The sequence below is a fragment of the Desulfatiglans parachlorophenolica genome (assembly GCF_055394735.1).
This window is the reverse complement of sequence record NZ_AP042460.1, coordinates 4,231,536-4,251,350: the sequence shown is the minus strand read 5'-3', so window position 1 is coordinate 4,251,350 and position 19,815 is coordinate 4,231,536. Positions and strand designations below refer to the sequence as shown.

The 19,815-nt window shown below is 55.2% G+C and carries 14 protein-coding genes; 11 read left to right on the top strand and 3 right to left on the bottom strand.

The genetic code is table 11. The features are described from left to right. Positions 1-458 precede the first annotated feature (458 nt). From ACZ500_RS19710 to ACZ500_RS19670, 9 genes are all read left to right on the top strand, one after another. Entirely contained in the window at positions 459-641 is a 183-nt protein-coding gene (locus ACZ500_RS19710) for a helix-turn-helix domain-containing protein (protein ID WP_464229164.1), read from the top strand. A gap of 43 nt (positions 642-684) precedes the next feature. After that, the gene (locus ACZ500_RS19705; protein ID WP_464229163.1) at positions 685-1,374 is read left to right on the top strand and encodes a JAB domain-containing protein; all 690 of its coding nucleotides are present in this window, start codon (positions 685-687) and stop codon (positions 1,372-1,374) included. Between the two features lie 83 nt (positions 1,375-1,457). After that, a complete protein-coding gene (locus ACZ500_RS19700) occupies positions 1,458-4,214 on the top strand; it encodes an ATP-dependent DNA helicase (RefSeq protein ID WP_464229162.1) in 2,757 nt (918 codons plus the stop codon). A 42-nt stretch (positions 4,215-4,256) separates the two neighbouring features. Then, positions 4,257-5,705 carry an ATP-binding protein gene (locus tag ACZ500_RS19695; RefSeq protein WP_464229161.1) on the top strand — a complete coding sequence of 483 codons (1,449 nt, stop codon included), beginning with the start codon at positions 4,257-4,259 and terminating at the stop codon, positions 5,703-5,705. After that, on the top strand, positions 5,706-8,165 hold the full coding sequence (locus tag ACZ500_RS19690) for a site-specific DNA-methyltransferase (RefSeq protein WP_464229160.1): 2,460 nt from the start codon (positions 5,706-5,708) through the stop codon (positions 8,163-8,165). Beyond that, positions 8,162-9,850: an RNA-binding domain-containing protein gene (locus ACZ500_RS19685; RefSeq protein ID WP_464229159.1), complete on the top strand. Its 1,689-nt coding sequence runs from the start codon at positions 8,162-8,164 to the stop codon at positions 9,848-9,850. Before ACZ500_RS19690 ends, ACZ500_RS19685 begins: the two co-directional genes overlap by 4 nt. 279 nt (positions 9,851-10,129) lie before the next feature. Further along, complete coding sequence (locus tag ACZ500_RS19680) at positions 10,130-12,925, top strand: DEAD/DEAH box helicase family protein (protein ID WP_464229158.1); 2,796 nt, start codon at positions 10,130-10,132, stop codon at positions 12,923-12,925. A gap of 511 nt (positions 12,926-13,436) precedes the next feature. Further along, on the top strand, positions 13,437-14,591 hold the full coding sequence (locus tag ACZ500_RS19675; protein WP_464229157.1) for a hypothetical protein: 1,155 nt from the start codon (positions 13,437-13,439) through the stop codon (positions 14,589-14,591). A gap of 3 nt (positions 14,592-14,594) precedes the next feature. Beyond that, entirely contained in the window at positions 14,595-14,981 is a 387-nt protein-coding gene (locus ACZ500_RS19670; RefSeq protein ID WP_464229156.1) for a hypothetical protein, read from the top strand. A gap of 455 nt (positions 14,982-15,436) precedes the next feature. On the opposite strand, the gene ACZ500_RS19665 is transcribed toward ACZ500_RS19670, so the two are convergent. Together ACZ500_RS19665 and ACZ500_RS19660 are read right to left on the bottom strand one after the other, a co-directional pair. Further along, on the bottom strand, positions 15,437-15,868 hold the full coding sequence (locus tag ACZ500_RS19665; RefSeq protein ID WP_464229155.1) for a type II toxin-antitoxin system VapC family toxin: 432 nt from the start codon (positions 15,866-15,868) through the stop codon (positions 15,437-15,439). After that, positions 15,868-16,107, bottom strand: coding sequence for a type II toxin-antitoxin system Phd/YefM family antitoxin (locus ACZ500_RS19660; RefSeq protein WP_296993719.1), 240 nt, complete (start codon positions 16,105-16,107; stop codon positions 15,868-15,870). The genes ACZ500_RS19665 and ACZ500_RS19660 overlap by 1 nt, the downstream gene beginning before the upstream one ends. A 461-nt stretch (positions 16,108-16,568) precedes the next feature. On the opposite strand from ACZ500_RS19660, the gene ACZ500_RS19655 reads away from it, so the two are divergent. Continuing rightward, entirely contained in the window at positions 16,569-17,270 is a 702-nt protein-coding gene (locus ACZ500_RS19655) for a class I SAM-dependent methyltransferase (protein ID WP_464229154.1), read from the top strand. Between the two features lie 239 nt (positions 17,271-17,509). Here the strand turns inward: ACZ500_RS19655 and ACZ500_RS19650 are convergent, their stop codons facing one another. Then, positions 17,510-17,788: a hypothetical protein gene (locus ACZ500_RS19650; protein ID WP_464229153.1), complete on the bottom strand. Its 279-nt coding sequence runs from the start codon at positions 17,786-17,788 to the stop codon at positions 17,510-17,512. Between the two features lie 582 nt (positions 17,789-18,370). Between ACZ500_RS19650 and ACZ500_RS19645 the strand changes: the two genes are divergently transcribed. Next, the gene (locus ACZ500_RS19645) at positions 18,371-19,741 is read left to right on the top strand and encodes a DUF6880 family protein (RefSeq protein ID WP_464229152.1); all 1,371 of its coding nucleotides are present in this window, start codon (positions 18,371-18,373) and stop codon (positions 19,739-19,741) included. Positions 19,742-19,815: the final 74 nt, after the last annotated feature.

The window sequence follows — 19,815 nt, the reverse complement described above, 5'->3', positions numbered from 1 at the left end:
GCAAGCGCTCAGACACCGCCGTGGCGACTAAGGCGCCTTTCCTGGCCGGAATACCCAGCCAGGGGGCAAACCCCTGATCGGCACCCAGAAAACGATACAGGCGCGGCCTGGGGCCCCGTGTACGAGGAACTGCTGACTTTTGACGACCCCTAGCTCCTCCCGGCCATTGAACGGTTGGATGGGTTTCATCCCGGCTTGCCCTACCTTGGCGGCGGGGCTTTAGCCTTCCCAAGTCAAGGACCTCCGTTTCAGCCTGGCTCAGTCTCGCTGACTGCAGTGCCAGCAGCCAATTCGAGCACTAATGGTGATAAACCTGCCTATTTAATACCAACACTACTTCTTCTGATGGACGACAAGAAAGCGTTTGAAATTATAAATCGTTCGTACGATACTTCAATTTTCAAGTGACCGGATATGAACATCATTTCTTTCAGGTTCCCTTTGGATCTGAAGGGAGGATGATGTTTTATATCCAGGTTGGCAGATCCCGGCTAGTCCGTGCGCTTCGTAAACAAACGGGGCTCACTCAGGAACAATTCCCGGCCAAGCTCGGCCTCACTTTCCCAGCCATCAACCGCTGGGGAACTCCCAAGTCAAACCTTCAAAGCTGGCAATGGCGCAATTTGAAATTTTTTGGCTGAAGATGATGAAACAGGGAAAGCTGGATCTTCCAGGGATGTCCAAATGAAAAAGACCGAACCGCATTATGTGGGACATCGGGCACGCTTGCGTGATCGCTTTCTCAAGTCAGGCATACAAGGCATGGCCGACTACGAGGTCGTAGAGCTGCTTTTGACCCTGGCGATTCCGCGCAAGGACGTGAAGGAACCGGCCAAGCGACTGATCCGGAAATTCGGCAATCTGAAGGGCATCCTCGATGCGCCGGTGGAGGAATTGCGGAAGGTCGAGAAGATTGGAACAGTCACTCCGGTTGCGCTGAAGATTATCCGAGCAGCGGCCACCACCTACCTGCAGCAGAATGCCGAAGGCCGCGAGATCCTGTCGGATGCTGCAACCATGGGTGACTTCTGGCGCATGAAATTGGGAGGGCTGACCAACGAAGTCTTTCAAGTGGCGTATCTCGATTCCGCCAGCCGGCTGCTGCGCGACGGCGTAGAGACGCTGGAGGAGGGTACCATCGACCGCGCCAATGTGTACCCACGGCGAATGGTTGAGTCGGCCCTACGTTGCGGCGCGGCGGCTCTGGTGCTGGCGCACAATCATCCCAGCGGCAATATACAACCCAGCGAGCAAGACAAACTGCTGACGCGCGCCTTAGTCCTGGCAGCCGAAGCAGTGCAGTTGAAGATCGTCGACCACCTCATCGTGTCGGCGGACGACGTGTTCAGCTTCCGCAAGGCGGGCCTGTTATGACCGTTGCGCCGGAAATTCTGAAGCATTACCCGGATCTGAACGAGGCCCAGCGCAGGGTCATCGCTCACCAAGATGGGCCGCTGATGGTCATCGCCGGTCCCGGTTCCGGTAAAACCTACAGTATTGTCTTGCGTGCTTTGAATCTGTTGCTGCTCGGTAAAGCTGAACCCAGCCAAATGGTGCTGTGCACCTTCACCGAAAAGGCTGCCTTTGAAATGAGGGATCGCATTGGTGCGGCGGCCCGCAAGGTCGCCTTTGAAAACGACCTGTCGGAGCTGCATGTTACGACCCTTCACGGCCTATGCAACCGATTCATCGCAAAACATCGCCATCATTCACCACTGGGAAATAATTACGAAACCCTCGACGAACTGACGCAGTTGCTTTTTATTTTCGAACACTTCGACCAGATCGTCGGAGCGCCGGAAAATGACCTTTTCCTGCATCGCTGGAAAACAAAGTGGACCGCCATCGAGGGCGCGCGCAATTACTTTGACAAGATCACCGAAGAACTGGTGGAGATCGATCAACTGGCCGGGTCGGCCGATCCATTCCTTCGGTCCATCGCAGGAGCCTATCGGGCTTACGAGTCTGCCCTCTACCAGAACAACCGCGTGGATTTCGCCCACCTGCAACGGATCGCCTATGATCTCCTGGCAGACAGAACCATTTGTGTCGACTTGACCAAAGACATCCGGTACGTGCTCGTCGATGAATATCAGGATACCAACACGGTTCAGGAACAGCTTTTGCTGAAGCTAACCGAGCATTCCGGCAACCTGTGCGTAGTCGGCGACGAGGATCAGAGTCTCTATCGGTTCCGGGGTGCCACGGTGCGCAACATCCTCGAATTCCCGACACGGTTTTCTCGGTGCCCGGTGATCAAGCTGACCCTCAACTATCGTTCCCACCGCGACATCGTTGAACGATACGACCGCTGGATGGCTTCTATCGACTGGTCCAACCCTAATGGAACCGCCTTTCGCTACGACAAAACCATCCAACCTGCTCCAGACGGTGTGCATCCGGGGTATCCGGCCGTCATGAGCATCTGGGGCCGGGACCATCGCGATGAAGCCCAACGCTTTGCAGACCTGGCAGCCTTCTTGAAAAAAGAAGGTGTCGTGGAAGATTACAGCCAAATTGCCTTGCTGCTGCACAGCGTAAGGGAAAATCACAGCCGATCCTATCTTTCCGCACTGGAAGCACGCGGCATCCCGGCCTTCTGCCCTAGAGCGCGGGCCTATTTTGATAACCCTGAAATCGGGCTTATTTTGGCCTGCTTTGCCCTGATTTTCGGGTGGCACGGAGATGGTGGCCGCGGGCAATTGGCTGGTGCGGCGGCGGATCTAGCCCGTTATGTGGATAGGAACCTTGTAGAACTGGCCGCTAAATTTGCTCCACCGCTCCCGCTGGCACACCAACTGCGCCGTTGGGTAGATGAGATCGCCGCGCTTGAATCGGGGCAATCCCTGGACCTTCGGCCGGCCGACTATTTCTATCGGATTCTTGCCATCGATCCTTTTCCCGGTTTCCTGAAAAACGAGAATCGCGCCCGCAACCTAGCCATTTTCAGCCAGTTGCTCAACACCTTTCAGAATTACTACCATTACAACATTGTTACTTTCGGCAATCGGGAGTATCTGCGCTTTCACCTATTCAACAGTTTCTTTCGCCTGCTTTATGACGGCGGCATCAATGAGTACGAAGACCCGGACCGGCCCTTTCCAAAAGGCCATGTTCAGGTCATGACCATCCATCAGGCCAAGGGTCTTGAATTTCCGGTGGTGGTGGTCGGCAGCCTCAGCAAACAACTCTCCACGTCCAAGAGGATTGACCGTGATCTTTCGCCATTTTACCGGCGACCGGTTTTCGAGCCGGAAAACCGGATCACCCTGTTCGACCGCATGCGTCTGCATTACGTGGCATTTTCCCGCCCCCAGAGATTGTTGGTACTGACCGCCCATGAACCGCCCAAGGATCATTTCGCATCGATCTGGCAGGGGCTTCCCCAATGGCCCTATGTGGAAACAGAACTGCTGGCAGCCCAGCGTTTTACCCTGCGGGAGCGCATGCCGGTGAAGAAATGCTACAGCTTCACCGGCGATTTGAAGATCTACGAGACTTGCCCTCGGCAATACCAGTTCTTCCGGGAATACGACTTCACGCCCTCCCGTTCGGCGGTGATCTTTTTCGGGCTGCTGGTCCATCAAACCATTGAAGACATCCATCGCACAGCAATGGATGGACAGCTCGACAACCTTAATCAGCCGCAAATCCGGTTCTTTTTCGAGCGCAATTTTAGGTTTCTCTGCCTGAGCGATGTGCGCCCTATCGGCGATGCCGCCAAGGAAGGAGCCTTTACCCAGGTAATGAATTATTTCCGCCAGAACCAGGCCGAAATGCGCCGGGTCATCCAGACCGAGGTGGATGTCTCCCTGGAAAAGGACGGCTATATCCTCGTCGGCAAGGTGGACCTGTTGATGGGGCAGGACAACAAGCTGGAGTTGCTGGATTTCAAGACCAGCGAGCGCAGCACCGACCCTACACTTCTGTCCACCTACGAGGATCAGCTCTGCACTTATGCCCACGTGCTGGAGCGGCGACACGGCAAAAATCCTGAACGCCTCTTGCTCTACTGGACCGCCGAGCCGGACAAATCCGCCGCGCTGATGGAAATCCCCTATCGCCCGGATAGAGTGGAAGCGGCCGGACGGCGGTTTGACCAGGTGGTAACCCGCATTCAGGCGCGGGATTTCACCGTGAACCGAACGCCGGAAAGCAAGGTGTGCAAGGAGTGCGACTTGAAGGCCTTGTGCGGGGCGGAAGGAAAAATATGATTTTGGATTGCAGACTTCGGATTTTAAAATCGGATGGCCATTATGACCATTGAACCCTTATGGAAGCAGCCCGAAGGCAAGACCCTCGACTTCAAACGGGACATATCCTCCCCCAAAGGCTTGATAAAAACACTGGTGGCCTTTGCCAATACGGCCGGTGGCAAGGTCATCATCGGCGTGGATGACAAAAGCCGTGCGCCTGTCGGCATCACCCACCCTCTGGATGAGGAAGAGCGCCTCTGTAGCATGATCGCCGATGCCATCAGTCCGAGACTCGTCCCGAGTGTGGAGATGGTTACGGTCGAGAACAAGACGCTGTTGGTGGTTGAAGTCTTTTTGAGCGGCACCCGGCCCCACTGGGTCAAAGCCGAGGGACCGGAAACGGGCGTATACCTGCGCCTGGGGTCCACCAACCGGCAGGCCGACCGGGAGTTGATCGCCGAACTGCGGCGTTTGGTGGAAGGCATTGCCTTTGATGAACTGCCCATGGCCGACTTGAGCGTTGATGATCTGGACCTGGCGGCGCTCAAATCGATGTTTCGCGGCAAGCATGATCTGGACGAAAAGGAAATGCTGACCCTGCGGCTGCTGACAAAAGACCAAAGCCGGCTGGTTCCCACCAAGGGCGCTGTCTTGCTTTGCGGCAAGGAGCGGGGGCTGCATTTCCCCGATGCCTGGGTGCAGTGCGGCCGGTTCATCGGCCGGGACAAGGCGCGCATCTTCGATCACATCGACCTCAACGATCATTTGCCCCAGGCGGTGGAGAGCATTATGCTGTTTCTCAAGAAACACGCCATGCGCGGCGCCGATTTCTCCGAGGTGCGACGCAAGGATGTGTGGAGCATTCCCCTTGGGATTCTGCGCGAGGTGGTGATCAACGCTCTGGTGCACGCCGATTATTCCCAAAGGGGCGCCCCCATCCGGGTTGCTTTTTTCGATGATCGCATCGAGGTTGAAAACCCGGGCATCCTGCTGCCCGGTATGACCATCGAAGACATGCGCCGGGGCGTCTCCAAGATCCGCAACCATGTCATCGCGCGAATTTTTCGGGAGCTGAACCTGATCGAGCAGTGGGGCAGCGGCATCCCCCGCATTTTGAGTGAGGCCGAAGCGTTGGGCCTGCCGGATCTGCAAATGGAAGAGATCGGCATGCGGGTGCGGGTGACCGTGCGTTTGGCTGAACAAATCAACATCCAATCCCCGTCTCCCGAATTAAAGGACCAAGCCAGGACCAAGTCGGGACCAAGTCGGGACCAAGTTAATATCTTGCGTAACTGCCTTGAAGAAAAACCAATAGTAGATCTCATGGCCCTGTGGGGCCGAAAAAACCGCACCAAATTCAGGGACCAAGTTCTCAAGCCGCTGATGGCCATGGGCCTGATTGAATTGACCATTCCGGATAAACCCCGAAGTCCCAAGCAACGGTATCGGCTCACCGCATTAGGAAAAGAATTCTTGCGCAAAACCAATCGCGATAAGGAAAGCGGATAGATGAACCTGAAACAGGCCATCCTGGCGATCATGGACCGTGACACGCTCAAGGCGGTGGTCGATGACATGGAAATGGAAGCTGTGGACCGCCGAAGCGTTGAAGATATGCGGGCCAAGGTATCCCACAGCCGGCGGGCGGAACCGGAAACGCTGCTGGCGCACCTGAGCGAAAAGCAGGTCAAGGCGGTGTGCGAGCAGATGGCCGTCAGTTCCAAGGGCCGGCGCAAGAAATTGATAGAACAGCTTTTGAATCCAACTGGGGCGGCAGCACAGATACCGGCAAAGCCATCGCAGCCCAGTTCGATGAAGACCGTGAAACAGAACAGAAAACAAGCTCAAAAGGAGTCGCCCCCCATGGCGGATAAGCAGAACAATGGCAATCAGAATGAACAGAAACAGGCCCCCGTGCTCCTGCCTGACCCGCCGGCTGGGATGATGCGGGTCACCCGCACCGAGCTGGTCTGGCCGGGCAAGTACAACGAGGACGGCACCCTTAAGGAGGTGCCACGGGTGAGCCTGCCCTTCCAGGTGATCGAGACGGTCAACGAGACACGGGCGACCCGGGAGGCGAAAAAAGGCAGCATCCAACAGGGGCTCTTCGATGTGTATGAAGGCAAGGAGGGCGACAGCTTCGAGGAGGGCTGGAAGAATAAGCTCATTTGGGGTGATAATTTGCTGGTGATGGGGTCATTGCTGGAAAAGTTCGCCGGGAAGATTGATTTGATTTACATTGATCCGCCGTTTGCGACAGGAGCGGATTTCTCGTTTGAAGCTGACGTGGGAGATGTAGGTTTCGAAGTGCATAAACAGCAATCAATTATGGAGGAAAAAGCTTATCGAGATACTTGGGGAAGAGGGTCTAATTCATATATGATAATGATCTATGACAGACTCAGATTAATTCGCGATCTTTTATCTGAGACCGGTAGCATATACATTCATTGCGACTGGCACGTTGGTCATAGCCTGAAAATAATAATTGATGAAATATTTGGAATTGATAATTTTAACAATCATATCACTTGGAAGCGAAGCACTCCTCGTGGAAATGCAGGGTCACGCTATGCAGAACTGACAGACTATATTCTATTTTACACAAAAACCTCTGACTCGATTTGGAACCCTCAATATGGAAAGTATAGGGAAGAGTACGTTGAAAAGTATTATGGCTACAAAGATGAAAAAACTGGCAGATTTTTTCAACCAACTAGCCTGTTGGGGCATACTGGGATAAATCCAGTGCGACGTTGGCGTGGTATTTCAAAGCCATGGCGATACCCACCACACAGATTAGACGAATTAGATGCAGCAGGATTATTGTATTGGCCACCAAAAGGCGAAGTACCAAGGTTGAAGCGCTTTTTAGACGAACAAAAAGGAACTCCGATTCAATCCTTATGGGATGATATACCTCCGGTAAACTCACAAGCGAAGGAGGATACGGGTTATGATACTCAGAAGCCTGAAGCGCTATTAGAGCGTATCATCAATGCTTCATCAAATGAGGGCGACCTTGTCGCCGACTTCTTCTGCGGCTCCGGCACCACCCTGGCAGTGGCCGAAAAGCTCGGGCGCCGCTGGATCGGCTGCGACCTTGGCCGCTGGGCCGTGCATGTGACCCGCAAGCGCCTCCTGGGTATCGAAGACTGCAAACCATTCGAAGTCCTCAACCTAGGCAAATACGAGCGGCAGTACTGGCAGGGAGTCACCTTTGGCGAGAAGAAGGATAAGCATATAACCGAACAGGCCCTTTACGAATACCTGGCGTTCATCCTCAAGCTCTACGGCGCCCAACCGGTGGCAGGTCTCACACACCTGCACGGCAAAAAAAGCCGGGCCATGATTCACATCGGCGCGGTAGATGCGCCGGTGACTATCGCCGAGATCGACGCGGCGGTGGAAGAGTGCGTTCAGCTCAAGCAGCACGAGCTGCACGTGCTGGGCTGGGAATGGGAAATGGGGCTCTACGACCTGATGGTGGAGGCGGCCAAAAAGAAGGGCGTCAAGCTGGTGCTGTTGCAGATCCCCCGAGAGGTCATGGAGCAGCAGGCCGCGGCCAAGGGCGATGTGCGCTTTTTCGAACTGGCCTACCTGGAGGCCGAGGTTCAAAAGCCGGAGATTCGACCCGGCGTTAAAATCAAAAAAAGTGATCCCGCCGTGCAGGTGGCCCTCAAGGATTTCGTAATCCCCAACACCGAGCTGATTCCCGAGGAGGTGAGGTCCAAGATCAAGAAATGGTCTGATTATATCGATTACTGGGCCGTGGATTGGGATTTTCAAAACGACACCTTCATGCAGGGCTGGGTGGCCTTCCGCACCCGCAAGGAGCGCAAACTGCCGCTGGTCTCCGATCCGCACGTCTATGACAAGCCGGGCAGTTACCGCATCCTGGTCAAGGTGATCGACATCTTCGGCAACGACACGTCCCAGGCCATGGACGTTGAGGTGCCTCTGCCATGAAGGGGGAGATATCGGAGAAACTGCATGAATTGATGAATCTGCCGGCGGAAACCGAATGGATCGAGTTTAAAGAGGCCAAGAACAACATTGATTCAGATGAGCTGGGCCGCTATTTTTCCGCCCTGAGCAATGAGGCAAACCTGAATGCCCAAACCGCCGGTTGGCTGATCTTCGGAGTAACCAATCAGCCACCGCGGCAAGTGGTGGGATCGAATTATAGGCTCCAGAAACCGGGGTTGGAAAAGCTCAAACATGAAGTTTCAAGAAACACCAATCATCAGATGACGTTCACTGAAATTCACGAGATGATAATAGACGGCCGGCGTATCCTCTTATTTCAGATTCCACCGGCTCCCCGGGGGGTTCCGACCACTTGGCGAGGCGTTGCCTACGGCCGCATTCATGATTCTCTCGGGCCTTTGAGCCTCCATAAAATCGATATGATCCGCAGGCAGGTGGTGGAGGACTGGTCGGCCGGTATCTGTGAGGGGGCAACGATCCATGATCTCGACGATCGCGCTATTATGCAGGCAAGGGAAAATTTCATCCGGAAACATCCAATGTTGGCCCAGGAAGTGGGCCAATGGGATGACAGCACTTTTCTGAAAAAAGCCAAAGTATGCATTTCCAGAGGCATCACCCGGGCCGCCATTATCCTGCTTGGAAAAAATGAAGCTGAGCACTTTTTGTCTCCTGCCATCGCCAAAATCACCTGGCTGCTCAGAAATGACCAACAGATTGAAAAAGACTATGCCCATTTCGGCCCCCCTCTGTTGATGGCAGTCGAGCTGTTGTTTTCAAAAATCAGAAATTTAACATACCGGCACTTGCCCAGCGGGCGGTTATTTCCGATCGAGTTGTCTCAATACGACGTCTGGGTGATCCGGGAAAGCCTTCACAATTGTATTGCCCATCAAGATTACCTGCTGGGAGGGCGCATCAACGTGGTTGAGGAACCGCATTCGCTCCTCTTCACGAACCTCGGTGATTTTCTGCCCGGAAGCGTGGATGAAGTCATCCGCAGGGATGCGCCGCCTGAATTTTATCGCAACCGTTTCCTAGCCGAGGCCATGGTGAACCTCAACATGATCGACACCATCGGCAGCGGCATCAAACGCATGTTCACCAAGCAGCGGGACCGCAATTTTCCCATGCCGGAATACGATTTAAGTGAACGAGGAAGGGTGAAGGTTCGTATCATCGGCAAGGTCATTGATGAGCGATATACCCGGATGTTGATGCAGCGAACCGACCTCAGCTTGCAGGAAGTGATCGCTTTGGACAAGGTTCAAAAAGGCAAGCCGGTCACCGACGATGAATTTAGGATGCTGAAGAAGAAAGGGTTGATCGAAGGCCGCCGCCCTAACCTTTTCGTGTCGGCGGAAGTTGCCGCGGCAACGGAAACAAAAGCCGATTACATCCGAAAACGAGCATTCGACAAACAGCATTACATGAAGATGATCGAAAGCTACCTGAAAAGGTTTCAGGTAGCCACGCGAGCCGACTTTGATCAGTTGATTCTTGAGAAAGTGTCGGACGCGCTGACGACCGACCAGAAAAAAAACTTGGTTACCAACCTTCTGCAAGAAATGAGGCGGGCAAAAATCATCAGGGTTGTCGGAAACAAACGAGGCGTAGGAACGCAGTGGGAATTATATAACAAGCATGAAAATGGTCCTGGTTAAGCCACGATTTATGCCATCGGCTGGACAGCTGTGCGCATAAACATTTTAAAAGATTAAATTTTTTAAATGTATAGCGCTATTTAAACTATACTGATTATACAATTCTGCCTTCCAGGACCGAGATGGCGTTACCGCAACAGGCTTGTATTGATGAACTTTTTTTATCAATATTATTAAAAAATGATGTTTATTGAATATATATGGATTTTATAATCCAATACTTTGTTTCAATATCAATAAATCCATAAATAAAGTTTGAGAAGCAAAATTGGAGGCCCAATGTCCCGTTCGGTCATTGCCTATGATAAGGATCTGCCGGAAATCCCCGGGCGCCTGCCCTGGCTTAAACCCAATGCCCATCTGGTCAAAGACGGAAGGACCGAAACCGGCTGGCGCGTAGCACCCAACCGCAGAGAGAGCAGACTGCTGCTGGTATCCAAAATCCGCAAGGCCGTGGACAACTGGCGGGATCAGGGGTATCCGGGCGCATCGGAGGTCACCCGGCGGCTGTTTGAATACTGGTTCGAAGAAGACCATGATGTGTCCGGGTTCGTGGCGCCTTTCCGCTATTACTTCTGCCAGCGGGAAGCCGTGGAGACCCTTTCATGGCTGGTGGAGATCGCCGGCAAGCGGGATGCCGCGGACCTGATCCGAACATACGCCGAAACCTACAAAAAGGACCTCTTTTCCGACAACATCGTCTTTCAGACCACCATGGACGGCCGCCGCCAGATTGTACGCTATGTGCCGGAGCTGGACAAGGAGGGGGTTCAGGATCTGCCGCCGGAAAACCTCTGCCGCATGGCCTTCAAGATGGCCACCGGTTCCGGTAAGACCTGGGTCATGGCCATGGTCATGGTCTGGTCGCATTTTCATCGCAAAATGGTTCCAGGATCGACGCTTTCGACTAACTTTTTGGTGGTCGCCCCCAATGTGATCGTTTACCAGCGGCTTGAAAAGGATTTCGCAGCCAACCGGGTATTTTATCAAATCCCGCTGATTCCGCCGGAGTGGCGCGCTTTATTCAGCCAGAAAGTGATCCTGCGTGGCGAAGCCTCCGAACCCGATCCCTCCGGCAATCTGTTTTTGACCAACATCCACCAGCTTTACGAATCCCGCGACCAGACCTGGAGCCCCGCCAATGCCGTGGAAACCCTGCTGGGGAAAAAGCCTTCCCAGGATCTGGCCGCTTCGGGACAGCGATCCATGCTGGAGCGGGTCAAGTCCTTGAAAGACCTGGTGGTCCTCAATGACGAGGCCCATCACGTGCACGACGAGGACCTGGCCTGGAGCCAGTCACTATTGGCCATTCACCGCGTCCTGCCCAAGGGCCTTTCCCTTTGGCTGGATTTTTCGGCCACGCCCAAGGACCAGAACGGCATGTATTTCCCTTGGACGGTCTGCGACTACCCGTTGGCCCAGGCCGTGGAGGACCGTATCGTCAAGGCGCCCCTGATCGTCACCAAGGAGGATGACCCCAAGCAGCCAGCCCAAGACCCGGACAATGTGACCAAGGAAAACGTGGCGGAAAAATACGGGTACTGGTTGCGCGCAGCGGTCCAGCGCTGGCAGGAGCATGATCAGGTTTACAAGAAATTGGGTCAACGGCCGGTGTTGTTCATCATGGCCGAGAAGAACGTGTTTGCCGACGCCCTGGGAGAGTATCTATGGAAGACCAAGGAGTTCGGGTTAAGGGAAAACGAGGTGCTGGTGATCCACACCGACGCGGCCGGCGAGATTACAAAAAAGGATCTTGAAAAGGCTCGTGAGGCGGCCCGGGACATCGACAAAACCGGAAGCCGCATCAAGGCCATCGTCAGCGTTATGATGCTGCGGGAGGGATGGGATGTGCGCAACGTCTCGGTCGTCCTCGGTTTGCGGCCCTTCACTGCCAAGGCCGAGATCCTGCCCGAGCAGGTCATCGGCCGTGGACTGCGCCTGATGACGCAAATCGGCCCGGACAAAACCCAGACATTGGAAGTGCTGGGCACCCGCAACCTGCTCAAGGTGGTGCGCGACCAGCTCGAAGCCGAAGGCGTGGGCGTGGCCACCACCGACAAGAAAGACCCGCCGCTGCCGGTAATCATTGCGCCGATTCAGGAGCGAGTGGCTTACGATATCAACCTGCCGATCACCAAGCCGCGCCTGGTGCACAACGTCCGCAAATTGGCGGATCTGCGCGTTGAAGGGCTGGACGCCATCTATGAACAGGCAGAGCTAGCGGAAGTCTTTCGGATTCGGTTGAAACTGCAATTTGCTACCACACAGACCGAAGTGCACCAGGCCGAAATCACCGGCGATCTGCCCCAGGCCCGGCAATTGATCGCTTCCATTGCCAATAAGGTGATCGAACGAGCCAAGCTGCCCAACCGATTTGCAGAGCTGTACCCCATTGTGCGCGACTATGTCGCCGCCCGCTGTTTCGGCAACCCGGTCGATCTGGAAACGGAAGCCTTGCGGTCCCACCTGGCTCGGCTCGAACTCCAGGAAGGCATCGCCAAGTACCTGGCTCGCAAGATAGCTGAACTGACCTTGGAGCGCCGGGCCATCGAATTCGAGAAAGCGGATTTCAAGCTGTCTCAAACCCAACCCTTCAGCTGGCGGCGCAACCTCCCACCGCTTGCCGCGGCCAAAACGGTTTTCAACTACGTGGCCACCTACAATGATTTCGAACGTCGTTTCGCCGAGTTTTTGGACCGCGCCTCGGACGTGTTGCGGTTCGCCGCACTCGGAACCACCGAACAGGGCGAGTCCGGAACCCAGTTCCGGGTGGATTACATCAAGCCCAGCGGGGCCATCGGCTTTTATCACCCGGATTGGGCAGCCGTGCAGGAAGCAGGCGGCAAAGCAGTGAACTGGATCATCGAAACCAAAGGCCGGGTATGGGAAGGCACCCGGGCTAAAGACGAGGCCATCGGTTCCTGGTGCCGCCGGGTCTCCGAACAAACCGGCGAACAATGGCGCTTTATCCGGATAAACCAAAAAGATGTGAACCTGCTGAAATCCATTTATCTATCCGATCTGGTTGACGGCCTTCAAAGCCGCGCACCCCTCATTTTCAAGGGTGGGGAATAGATTTCAAGTCGCTTCCAACAATGTTTCGGCCAATGGCGAATCGTGGAAATGAAAGCATGGGACCACGAATACGTCAACATGGAAGTTCCGAGACACTTCGGGTTCAGCAAAAACGGTTCATGCCATTTTCAGTTAGGTCTGGTCCAAGCGGGGACGGATTCCGACTGCATCCTGCTCGATGAGGCCTCACGGGTGGATGTGGCTCACTCGGTTCTTCCGTTTGCAGCTCTGGCGGCAAGTGGTGTCGTTGTGGTTGGGGGTGATCCAATGCAACTCCGCCGATCCACCAAGCAAAAACACCAGTGGACATCGAAGCGATAATCGGCTTTGTCTTTTCCTCTGTGTCCATGTAAGTGAAACACGCCCCCCTTGAAAATTTAGTCTAGGGCGGGTAAGGATAATGGCCATGAGGGAGATGGATGGCGATTCGGGGTGGGAATATGAGATCGCACTCCATGCGGAAGCGCTTTTTGGTAAAGAACGCGAAGAGGATAAGGGCTGAGCTGAAGCGATGAGCGAATATCAATACTACGAATTCCTGGCCATTGACCGGCCCTTGACACCGGATGAGATGGCCGAGCTGCGGGCGATTTCGACACGGGCCAGGATTACGGCGGTCAGCTTCACCAACGAATACCATTGGGGTAATTTGAAGGGCGACCCCCTCAGCCTGATGCAGCGCTATTTCGACGCGCATGTCTATGTGGCCAATTCGATGACCTGTTTATTCATAATGCGGTTACCTATCGATGCCTTGACTGAAGAGACGTCCAAAGCCTTTGCCGTGTCTTACCGGTTGGATATCAAGGCCACCAGAACCCATTGGATCATGACCTGGACTTTGGCGGAGTCGGAAAATTACGACCGTTTCGGCGTGGAAGACGGCCACGGCTGGATGGCAAGACTGGCACCGCTGCGGGATGAACTACTGCGCAGGGATCTGCGCAGTCTATACATCGGGTGGCTGGCGGCGGCCGCCGGGGAAATGATGGATGACGATGCGACGGAACCGCTGTCCTTGAACGGGCTGGGAAACCTGAGCGCAGCCCAGCAGGCCCTTGCCAAATTCCTCGAGGTTGACCCCGATCTGCTGGCAGGAGCCGGGATGGGCTGCCCGGCAGCGCCGAAGGCGGAATTTTCACGCCAAGAAATGGAAAAATGGATCGATGCCTTGCCCCGGGAAGAGGTGAATTCGATCCTGAAGCAGCTGCTGGAGGGCGAAGGGCAGCAGGCCGAACGGTCGCTCAAGAACCGGTTCGCATCATGGCGGCGAGGCCTTCAGGCAGCCGAGACCGGCGCATCTCGGCGTACTTTGGGAGAGCTGCGGCAGAATGCCGAAATGGCCCGCCAAATAAGGCTCGAAAGGCAAGAACACGACCGCAGGCAGCGGGAACTCAAGCGCCGAAAGGAGCGGGATGCGTATCTGAGGAGATTGTCCAACGATTTTCCCAAGGCATGGGCATCGGTTCGGGAACCCGTCGAGCGCGGATCCGGGCTCGGGTATGACGAGGCCTGCCGTGCGCTTGTCGACATTTCCGAAGCCTACACGCTTTATTCGACCAAGAAGCGATTTCAACAGGAATTGAAAAAATTCATGGCAAAGCACCTGCGGCGCAAGGCGTTGATTCAACGCCTGGTAGAGGCCGGAATCTGGGAGGATCGATAAAAAATGAGCACGCGAAGCCCTAAAAACGATCGGGAACTCCGCGCCCTGGATGAGTTGATCGAGGAAATCACGGTCGACCCCTACGGTGATGATGAGCAGCTCTGGGCTTTCCGGCAAGCCTTCGAGGATGAGGTCCCACTGCCGGCCGACGGGTTCGTCATCGGTGAACCGGTTTCGCTGATGGCGGTGGACTACGATGGCAATGAACGGCGCGGTTTGACAGCAAGATGCCGTCGCGAGGATGGGTCCAAATATGTGGTCGCGGCCCCCGATGTCGTGTTGCCGCAAGCCTCGGCAGGTGCACGCTATATCGCCGCCTACCGGCAACCGTCCCTTTCTGCGCTGCATGCACGGCTATGGATTGTGCCTCTGGCGGCTTGGACGTTTTGAAGAGGCGGAGCACCTATTGCAAAAGATGCTCTGGCTGAACCCGTCCGACAACCTGGGCGTGCGCTTTGTCATCGATGACGTGAAGGCAAAAACAGCCTGGGAGGATCGTGAAAACGAGTGAGGAGGTGCGGCAAGCAGCCTGCCCAAAAGAAGATGATCGTCAAGCAGCCTATCCTGTTTCATCGGAATCGGCCTGATCTTTGATACCCCATTGATATTCAAGGGCTTCGGTAAACTCTGGAAAAAAGAGAACGATTACGAAGAATATTGCATACGGGGAACCGAAGATACATCCGCTGATTTCAGCGGTTTTTATTTAACGCACGCCCCCTTGGGGATCACCCAACGGGGTTTTGTCCGTTCGGCCTGGTCCTCCGATTTCATCCCACCTTGGAAAAGTACCGCGGCCAAGTCATCGAGGCACACCCGCAGGCTATCCGCTCGGTTCTGTGATGTCAGCGGGCGCGCATCGGCTCGAAGGCCGGGACTTTGCATTTTTCGGCAGCCTTTGCGAGGGATGCGTCCTGTGTGGCGAGGGGAAGATCGAAGCGCATGGCGAGGTCCAAATAGGATGCGTCATAGATGGAAAGCCCGTGTTCCCGAGCGAGTGAGACGATCTCCTTGAGCATCCGCTCGGGGGTTTCCTGTTCAACCGTGATGGGCAAGCCGCCCAAAAGGGCGAGAAAGCGCACGATCGCTGCGCGACTAAGTCGTTTTTTCCTTTCAGCCACAAGCAGTACATTGCCCACTTCAAGGGGCCAGATGGCAGGCACCAAGGCCTCCGCGGATTCGAGGCTTTCGAGGACGGCCTCCGCGTAGCTGTTTCCCTCATCCTCGAAGCACCATGACATGACGACGGAGTTGTCGACCACGAAACGCGCGGACATCAGCGCCTTCCCTCGTCGATCATGTCGCGAACCGAAAGTCCGTCAAGGCGGTGGGCGCTTCGAAACTGTTTCAATTGATCGATGACGTCCCGCACGGGAGTCCTTTTCGAGGAATCCGCAGGTTGCAGGGTCGCGACAGGTACGCCGTGCTTCGTGATCGTTATTTTCTCACCCTTGGCGACACGCTCCAGAAGTTGCGGGAGATGTGTTTTTGCCTCGTAGGCTCCGATTGTCTCCATAAGCTCCCTCCACAAATAAACCAGTCTACAACTAGTCTAAAAAAGTCCGCCCCGAAAGGCAAGTTTTTTTCATACAATAAAAACACTAAAATCGTTCAGCTTTTATGATTAGAGCAGGGCATCTTTTTCGTATCTGATCGTAAAAATCCTCTGTTCTGCAATGCTGCCCTCTTTCGATTGAGAAGAATGAAAGCGCTGGAGGGTAAGACCTTTTTACGCGGAGGGCGGTCGGCACGGCATCGAGCAGGTCGGCGGATCCCGTCAGAACACCGTGTGAATCCTTTGATCCCCAGGCGGAGAACAACTCCTGGGCCTCCTCGAGGATCTTCCGGCCGAGGACCAGTCTGAATTCGACATGGCCAAGGGAGCGCTGATAGGGACAGAGAAATGCACAGGCAAGGGGGATCGCCTTTTGCCAAAGGAGGGGCTCCATTTCCGTATACAACCGGAAAAATCAGTTCGTGAAAAACGACACCTCTCGCGGTGCCGCCCGGGATGACCGGCAATGCATCGTGTGCGGCACGTTCTCGGCCCATTTTTTTGCCCGGGTGGACGGTGCCCGATACGAGCGCTGCGGCACTTGCGGTGCAACGTTTCTGAATCCGGCCCAAAGGTTGTCGAGCGAAGAGGAGTCCGCGCAGTACCGCCTGCACCGAAATGATCCGGATGATGACGGCTACCGCCGATTCCTGTCGAAGCTTGCAGATCCGCCGCTGCAACGGTTGCCTCTACAGGCGAAAGGGTTCGACTATGGATGCGGTCCGGGACCGGCGCTTGCCTGCATGTTGAGTGAGGCGGGGCACCATGTGCGATTGTTCGACCCGCTTTTTTTCCCCGATTCAGAAGCGCTCGAAGATCTCTATGATTTCATCATCTGTGCAGAGGTCATCGAGCACTTTCATCGGCCGGCCGAGGAATTCGCCCGGCTGGACCGGATGTTGCGCCCCGGCGGGTGGTTGGGCCTGATGACCTGCTTCCAGACGGACGATGAGCGTTTCGCAGCCTGGCATTACCGCCGGGAACAGACCCATGTGGTTTTTTTCAGAGAGGCCACGCTGCGTTACATCGCGCGTCAGTACCGGTGGCGCTGTGAAATCCCGGTAAAAGATGTCGCCTTGATGCAAAAGCCTTGTGATACGGAAGCCATGCACAGAAAAGCCTGATCTGGATCGTCTGCGGCCGGGCCGAGGGCGGACGATGATCCCCGGAGCGTCGGCGAAGACGCCGCCTTGCGCCGGGAAGAGCTGAACGAACCGGCATCCTTGTGCGGTGCGAGGCTTCAGTCGTCGAAGAAAACGAAGCCCCCGGCGTGGATCACCGCATCGGCCCCGACCTGGCCGGCCGGTTCGTCGATCACCCCGAGCCTCCGATGAACTCGCTGATCAGCAGGCATCTGAACCAGCTATTCTGCCGATTCCGGCAGTTCGAGCAGAAACCGCCATGCCGGCACCACCTCGATGGTCCCGCCACCGGTCTCGATCCGTTCGTCCTCGTTCCGGGTCACGATGGTTCCAGTTTTCAGGCCCATTTCAGCCATGGCTTCACTCAAAGCCGTAATCTCCCATTTCCGCGTCTGCGGCTCCGCCAGAGACTCGCACACCTGGACCAGCATCCGCGGTCTGCCGCGCACCGGGGCGATGAAATCGACCTCCCGGCCGTTAGAATTTCCGGTTACCGCCATATCCGGTAATAATTATCGCCGGTTGCAAGCCCTGGTTTTCAAGAAATACTCCCGGTAGGAGGCTCTTCCGCTGACCCCAAAACCCGACCATTGACGTTCCTTCCCCACTTCCGATCCATAACCCCAGGAGCGGGCTTTCCCTGACACACGGTCCGAATGTTGCGTGCGGAAGGCCTGGAAGGATGAACTCGAAGAGCCGCTGGTGAAGAGCCGCCTCAGTTCCTGGCGCACATTCGCCGTGTGCGATGAATTATACCGAGAAGCCCTGCTGCATCATTGTGCGCCAAGTCCCGAGTATCCCGGAAGTCGTTCCCACGCCGGTTGCCTGTCTTACGAGGAATCAAGGCTGGATTGTCCCCTCGCCCTCGACCACCAGGGCGATCAAAAGAGGATTCATGTGGCAATCTACCCCGATATACGCTACTTTTTCGGGGCTGTCCTCCGTTTTAGGATTTTTTGCCGGCGTGCATCTTACACCACGCACCCGCCCGTTTCATATTGATTTAAGGAGAAACAAGAAATGGATTCTTGATCAGATGAAGCATGCCGTATTCAAAGGAAAGACCGTAAAGCCGCCAACAATTGGAGCATATAGAAAGGAGCGCCGTGAGCCCCAAAAGACGAAAAGAGGTCGATCCCCTGGAGCGAGCCATCGAGGAGGTCCTTTGTCCGGGAACGTTCATCTCCTACAACGCCGCAGGGAGATTTATGAACGAGGTCCAGCGAATCGCTGAAGACATCGAGAAGATGATCGAGCAGGAACCGCAGCGAGCTGTACACCTCTGCGAGCTTTTTATTGCAGCGTGCCATGAAAAGGCCGAAGAAATCGACGACTCGAACGGTGATTTCGGGATGCTGGTCGAAGATTTGTTTCGTGGTTGGATCCAAGCCCGCCAGGCATTGAAGGCCGACGCAAATGACACAGCAAAGGCCCTGCTTTCCTGGATGGAAGACGATCCCTATGGGCTAAGTCATGATCTCGATCGCGTAGCGGTCGAGGTGCTCGATGAACAAGGCCTGGACGCACTCATGCGGCAGGTTCGAGCCCGATTCGATGCCGCTCCGGCCCTCGATGAAAAGGAGAAAAATACCGGGGCATACACCCGCCGGAGGTGGCGTAACGTCCTGAAAACCTTGCTCGCCGGTTTGCGGGACGTCGAATCCTACATTGCAGTCTGCGAACAGACCGGCATCGAACCTAAAGACTGTAAGATCATCGCTGAATTATACCGGAGCAGAAAGCGTCCCGAAGCCGCCCTTTCCTGGGTCGAGAGAGGCCTGGAGGTTAAACGGGCGGAGAAGAAAAAATCCTTTGAAGCACCTGAACTGCCCGGAATAAGGAGAACCCTATTGGCCAAGCTTAAGCGGTCCGATGAGGCGCTTCAATCCGCCTGGTCAGAGTTTCAAGACTACCCTTCGCCATACACCTACAAGGAGCTGATGCGCTTCGTACCTGCCAAAGAAAAAACGGCTTGGCATCAAAAGGCCATGGAAGCCTCGGAGAAGGCGGATCTGACCACGCAAATCGATCTCTGGCTCGAAAAAAAGGAGATCGAACGGCTTGCAGCGCGCGTGCGCAAGGCCACCGATGAAGAACTGGAGGCCTGCAGCCACTTTTCGACAGAACCATTGGCGCGCAAACTGGAGCGTTTAGATCCCGAGATCTCCGCCAGGGTATACCGTGCGCTTTGCATGCGGATCGTCAATGCGGGCAAGAGCAAGTACTACCACGCCGCCCTCGACCATATCCGTCGCGCAAAAAAATGCTACGTCAAGGCAGGGCGTGATGCCGAATGGCAGGCGGTGATCGCAGATGTGCGCGAGAGACACTCTCGGAAAGCCGGGTTTATGCCCGGATTCGAAAACATCGTTTCAGGAAAACGAAATAAGGTCACCCCCCCGTTTTTAGATCGTGCAAAGTTGCGGTGGTCGAAAAAAACGACGAAAAAGTGATCGAATCGGATGATGGAGGCTATGGCCGGACCCATGAATGGCCGCTGTTGTTTGTTGGTCCATCCGGCAACCGG

What these genes read in the sequence shown, in the direction of transcription:
- ACZ500_RS19710 (WP_464229164.1), top strand. Translation starts at nt 459, where the DNA reads ATGATGTTTTATATCCAGGTTGGCAGATCCCGGCTAGTCCGTGCGCTT.
- ACZ500_RS19705 (WP_464229163.1), top strand. Translation starts at nt 685, where the DNA reads ATGAAAAAGACCGAACCGCATTATGTGGGACATCGGGCACGCTTGCGT.
- ACZ500_RS19700 (WP_464229162.1), top strand. Translation starts at nt 1,458, where the DNA reads ATGGTCATCGCCGGTCCCGGTTCCGGTAAAACCTACAGTATTGTCTTG.
- ACZ500_RS19695 (WP_464229161.1), top strand. Translation starts at nt 4,257, where the DNA reads ATGACCATTGAACCCTTATGGAAGCAGCCCGAAGGCAAGACCCTCGAC.
- ACZ500_RS19690 (WP_464229160.1), top strand. Translation starts at nt 5,706, where the DNA reads ATGAACCTGAAACAGGCCATCCTGGCGATCATGGACCGTGACACGCTC.
- ACZ500_RS19685 (WP_464229159.1), top strand. Translation starts at nt 8,162, where the DNA reads ATGAAGGGGGAGATATCGGAGAAACTGCATGAATTGATGAATCTGCCG.
- ACZ500_RS19680 (WP_464229158.1), top strand. Translation starts at nt 10,130, where the DNA reads ATGTCCCGTTCGGTCATTGCCTATGATAAGGATCTGCCGGAAATCCCC.
- ACZ500_RS19675 (WP_464229157.1), top strand. Translation starts at nt 13,437, where the DNA reads ATGAGCGAATATCAATACTACGAATTCCTGGCCATTGACCGGCCCTTG.
- ACZ500_RS19670 (WP_464229156.1), top strand. Translation starts at nt 14,595, where the DNA reads ATGAGCACGCGAAGCCCTAAAAACGATCGGGAACTCCGCGCCCTGGAT.
- ACZ500_RS19665 (WP_464229155.1), bottom strand. Translation starts at nt 15,868, where the DNA reads ATGTCCGCGCGTTTCGTGGTCGACAACTCCGTCGTCATGTCATGGTGC.
- ACZ500_RS19660 (WP_296993719.1), bottom strand. Translation starts at nt 16,107, where the DNA reads ATGGAGACAATCGGAGCCTACGAGGCAAAAACACATCTCCCGCAACTT.
- ACZ500_RS19650 (WP_464229153.1), bottom strand. Translation starts at nt 17,788, where the DNA reads ATGGCGGTAACCGGAAATTCTAACGGCCGGGAGGTCGATTTCATCGCC.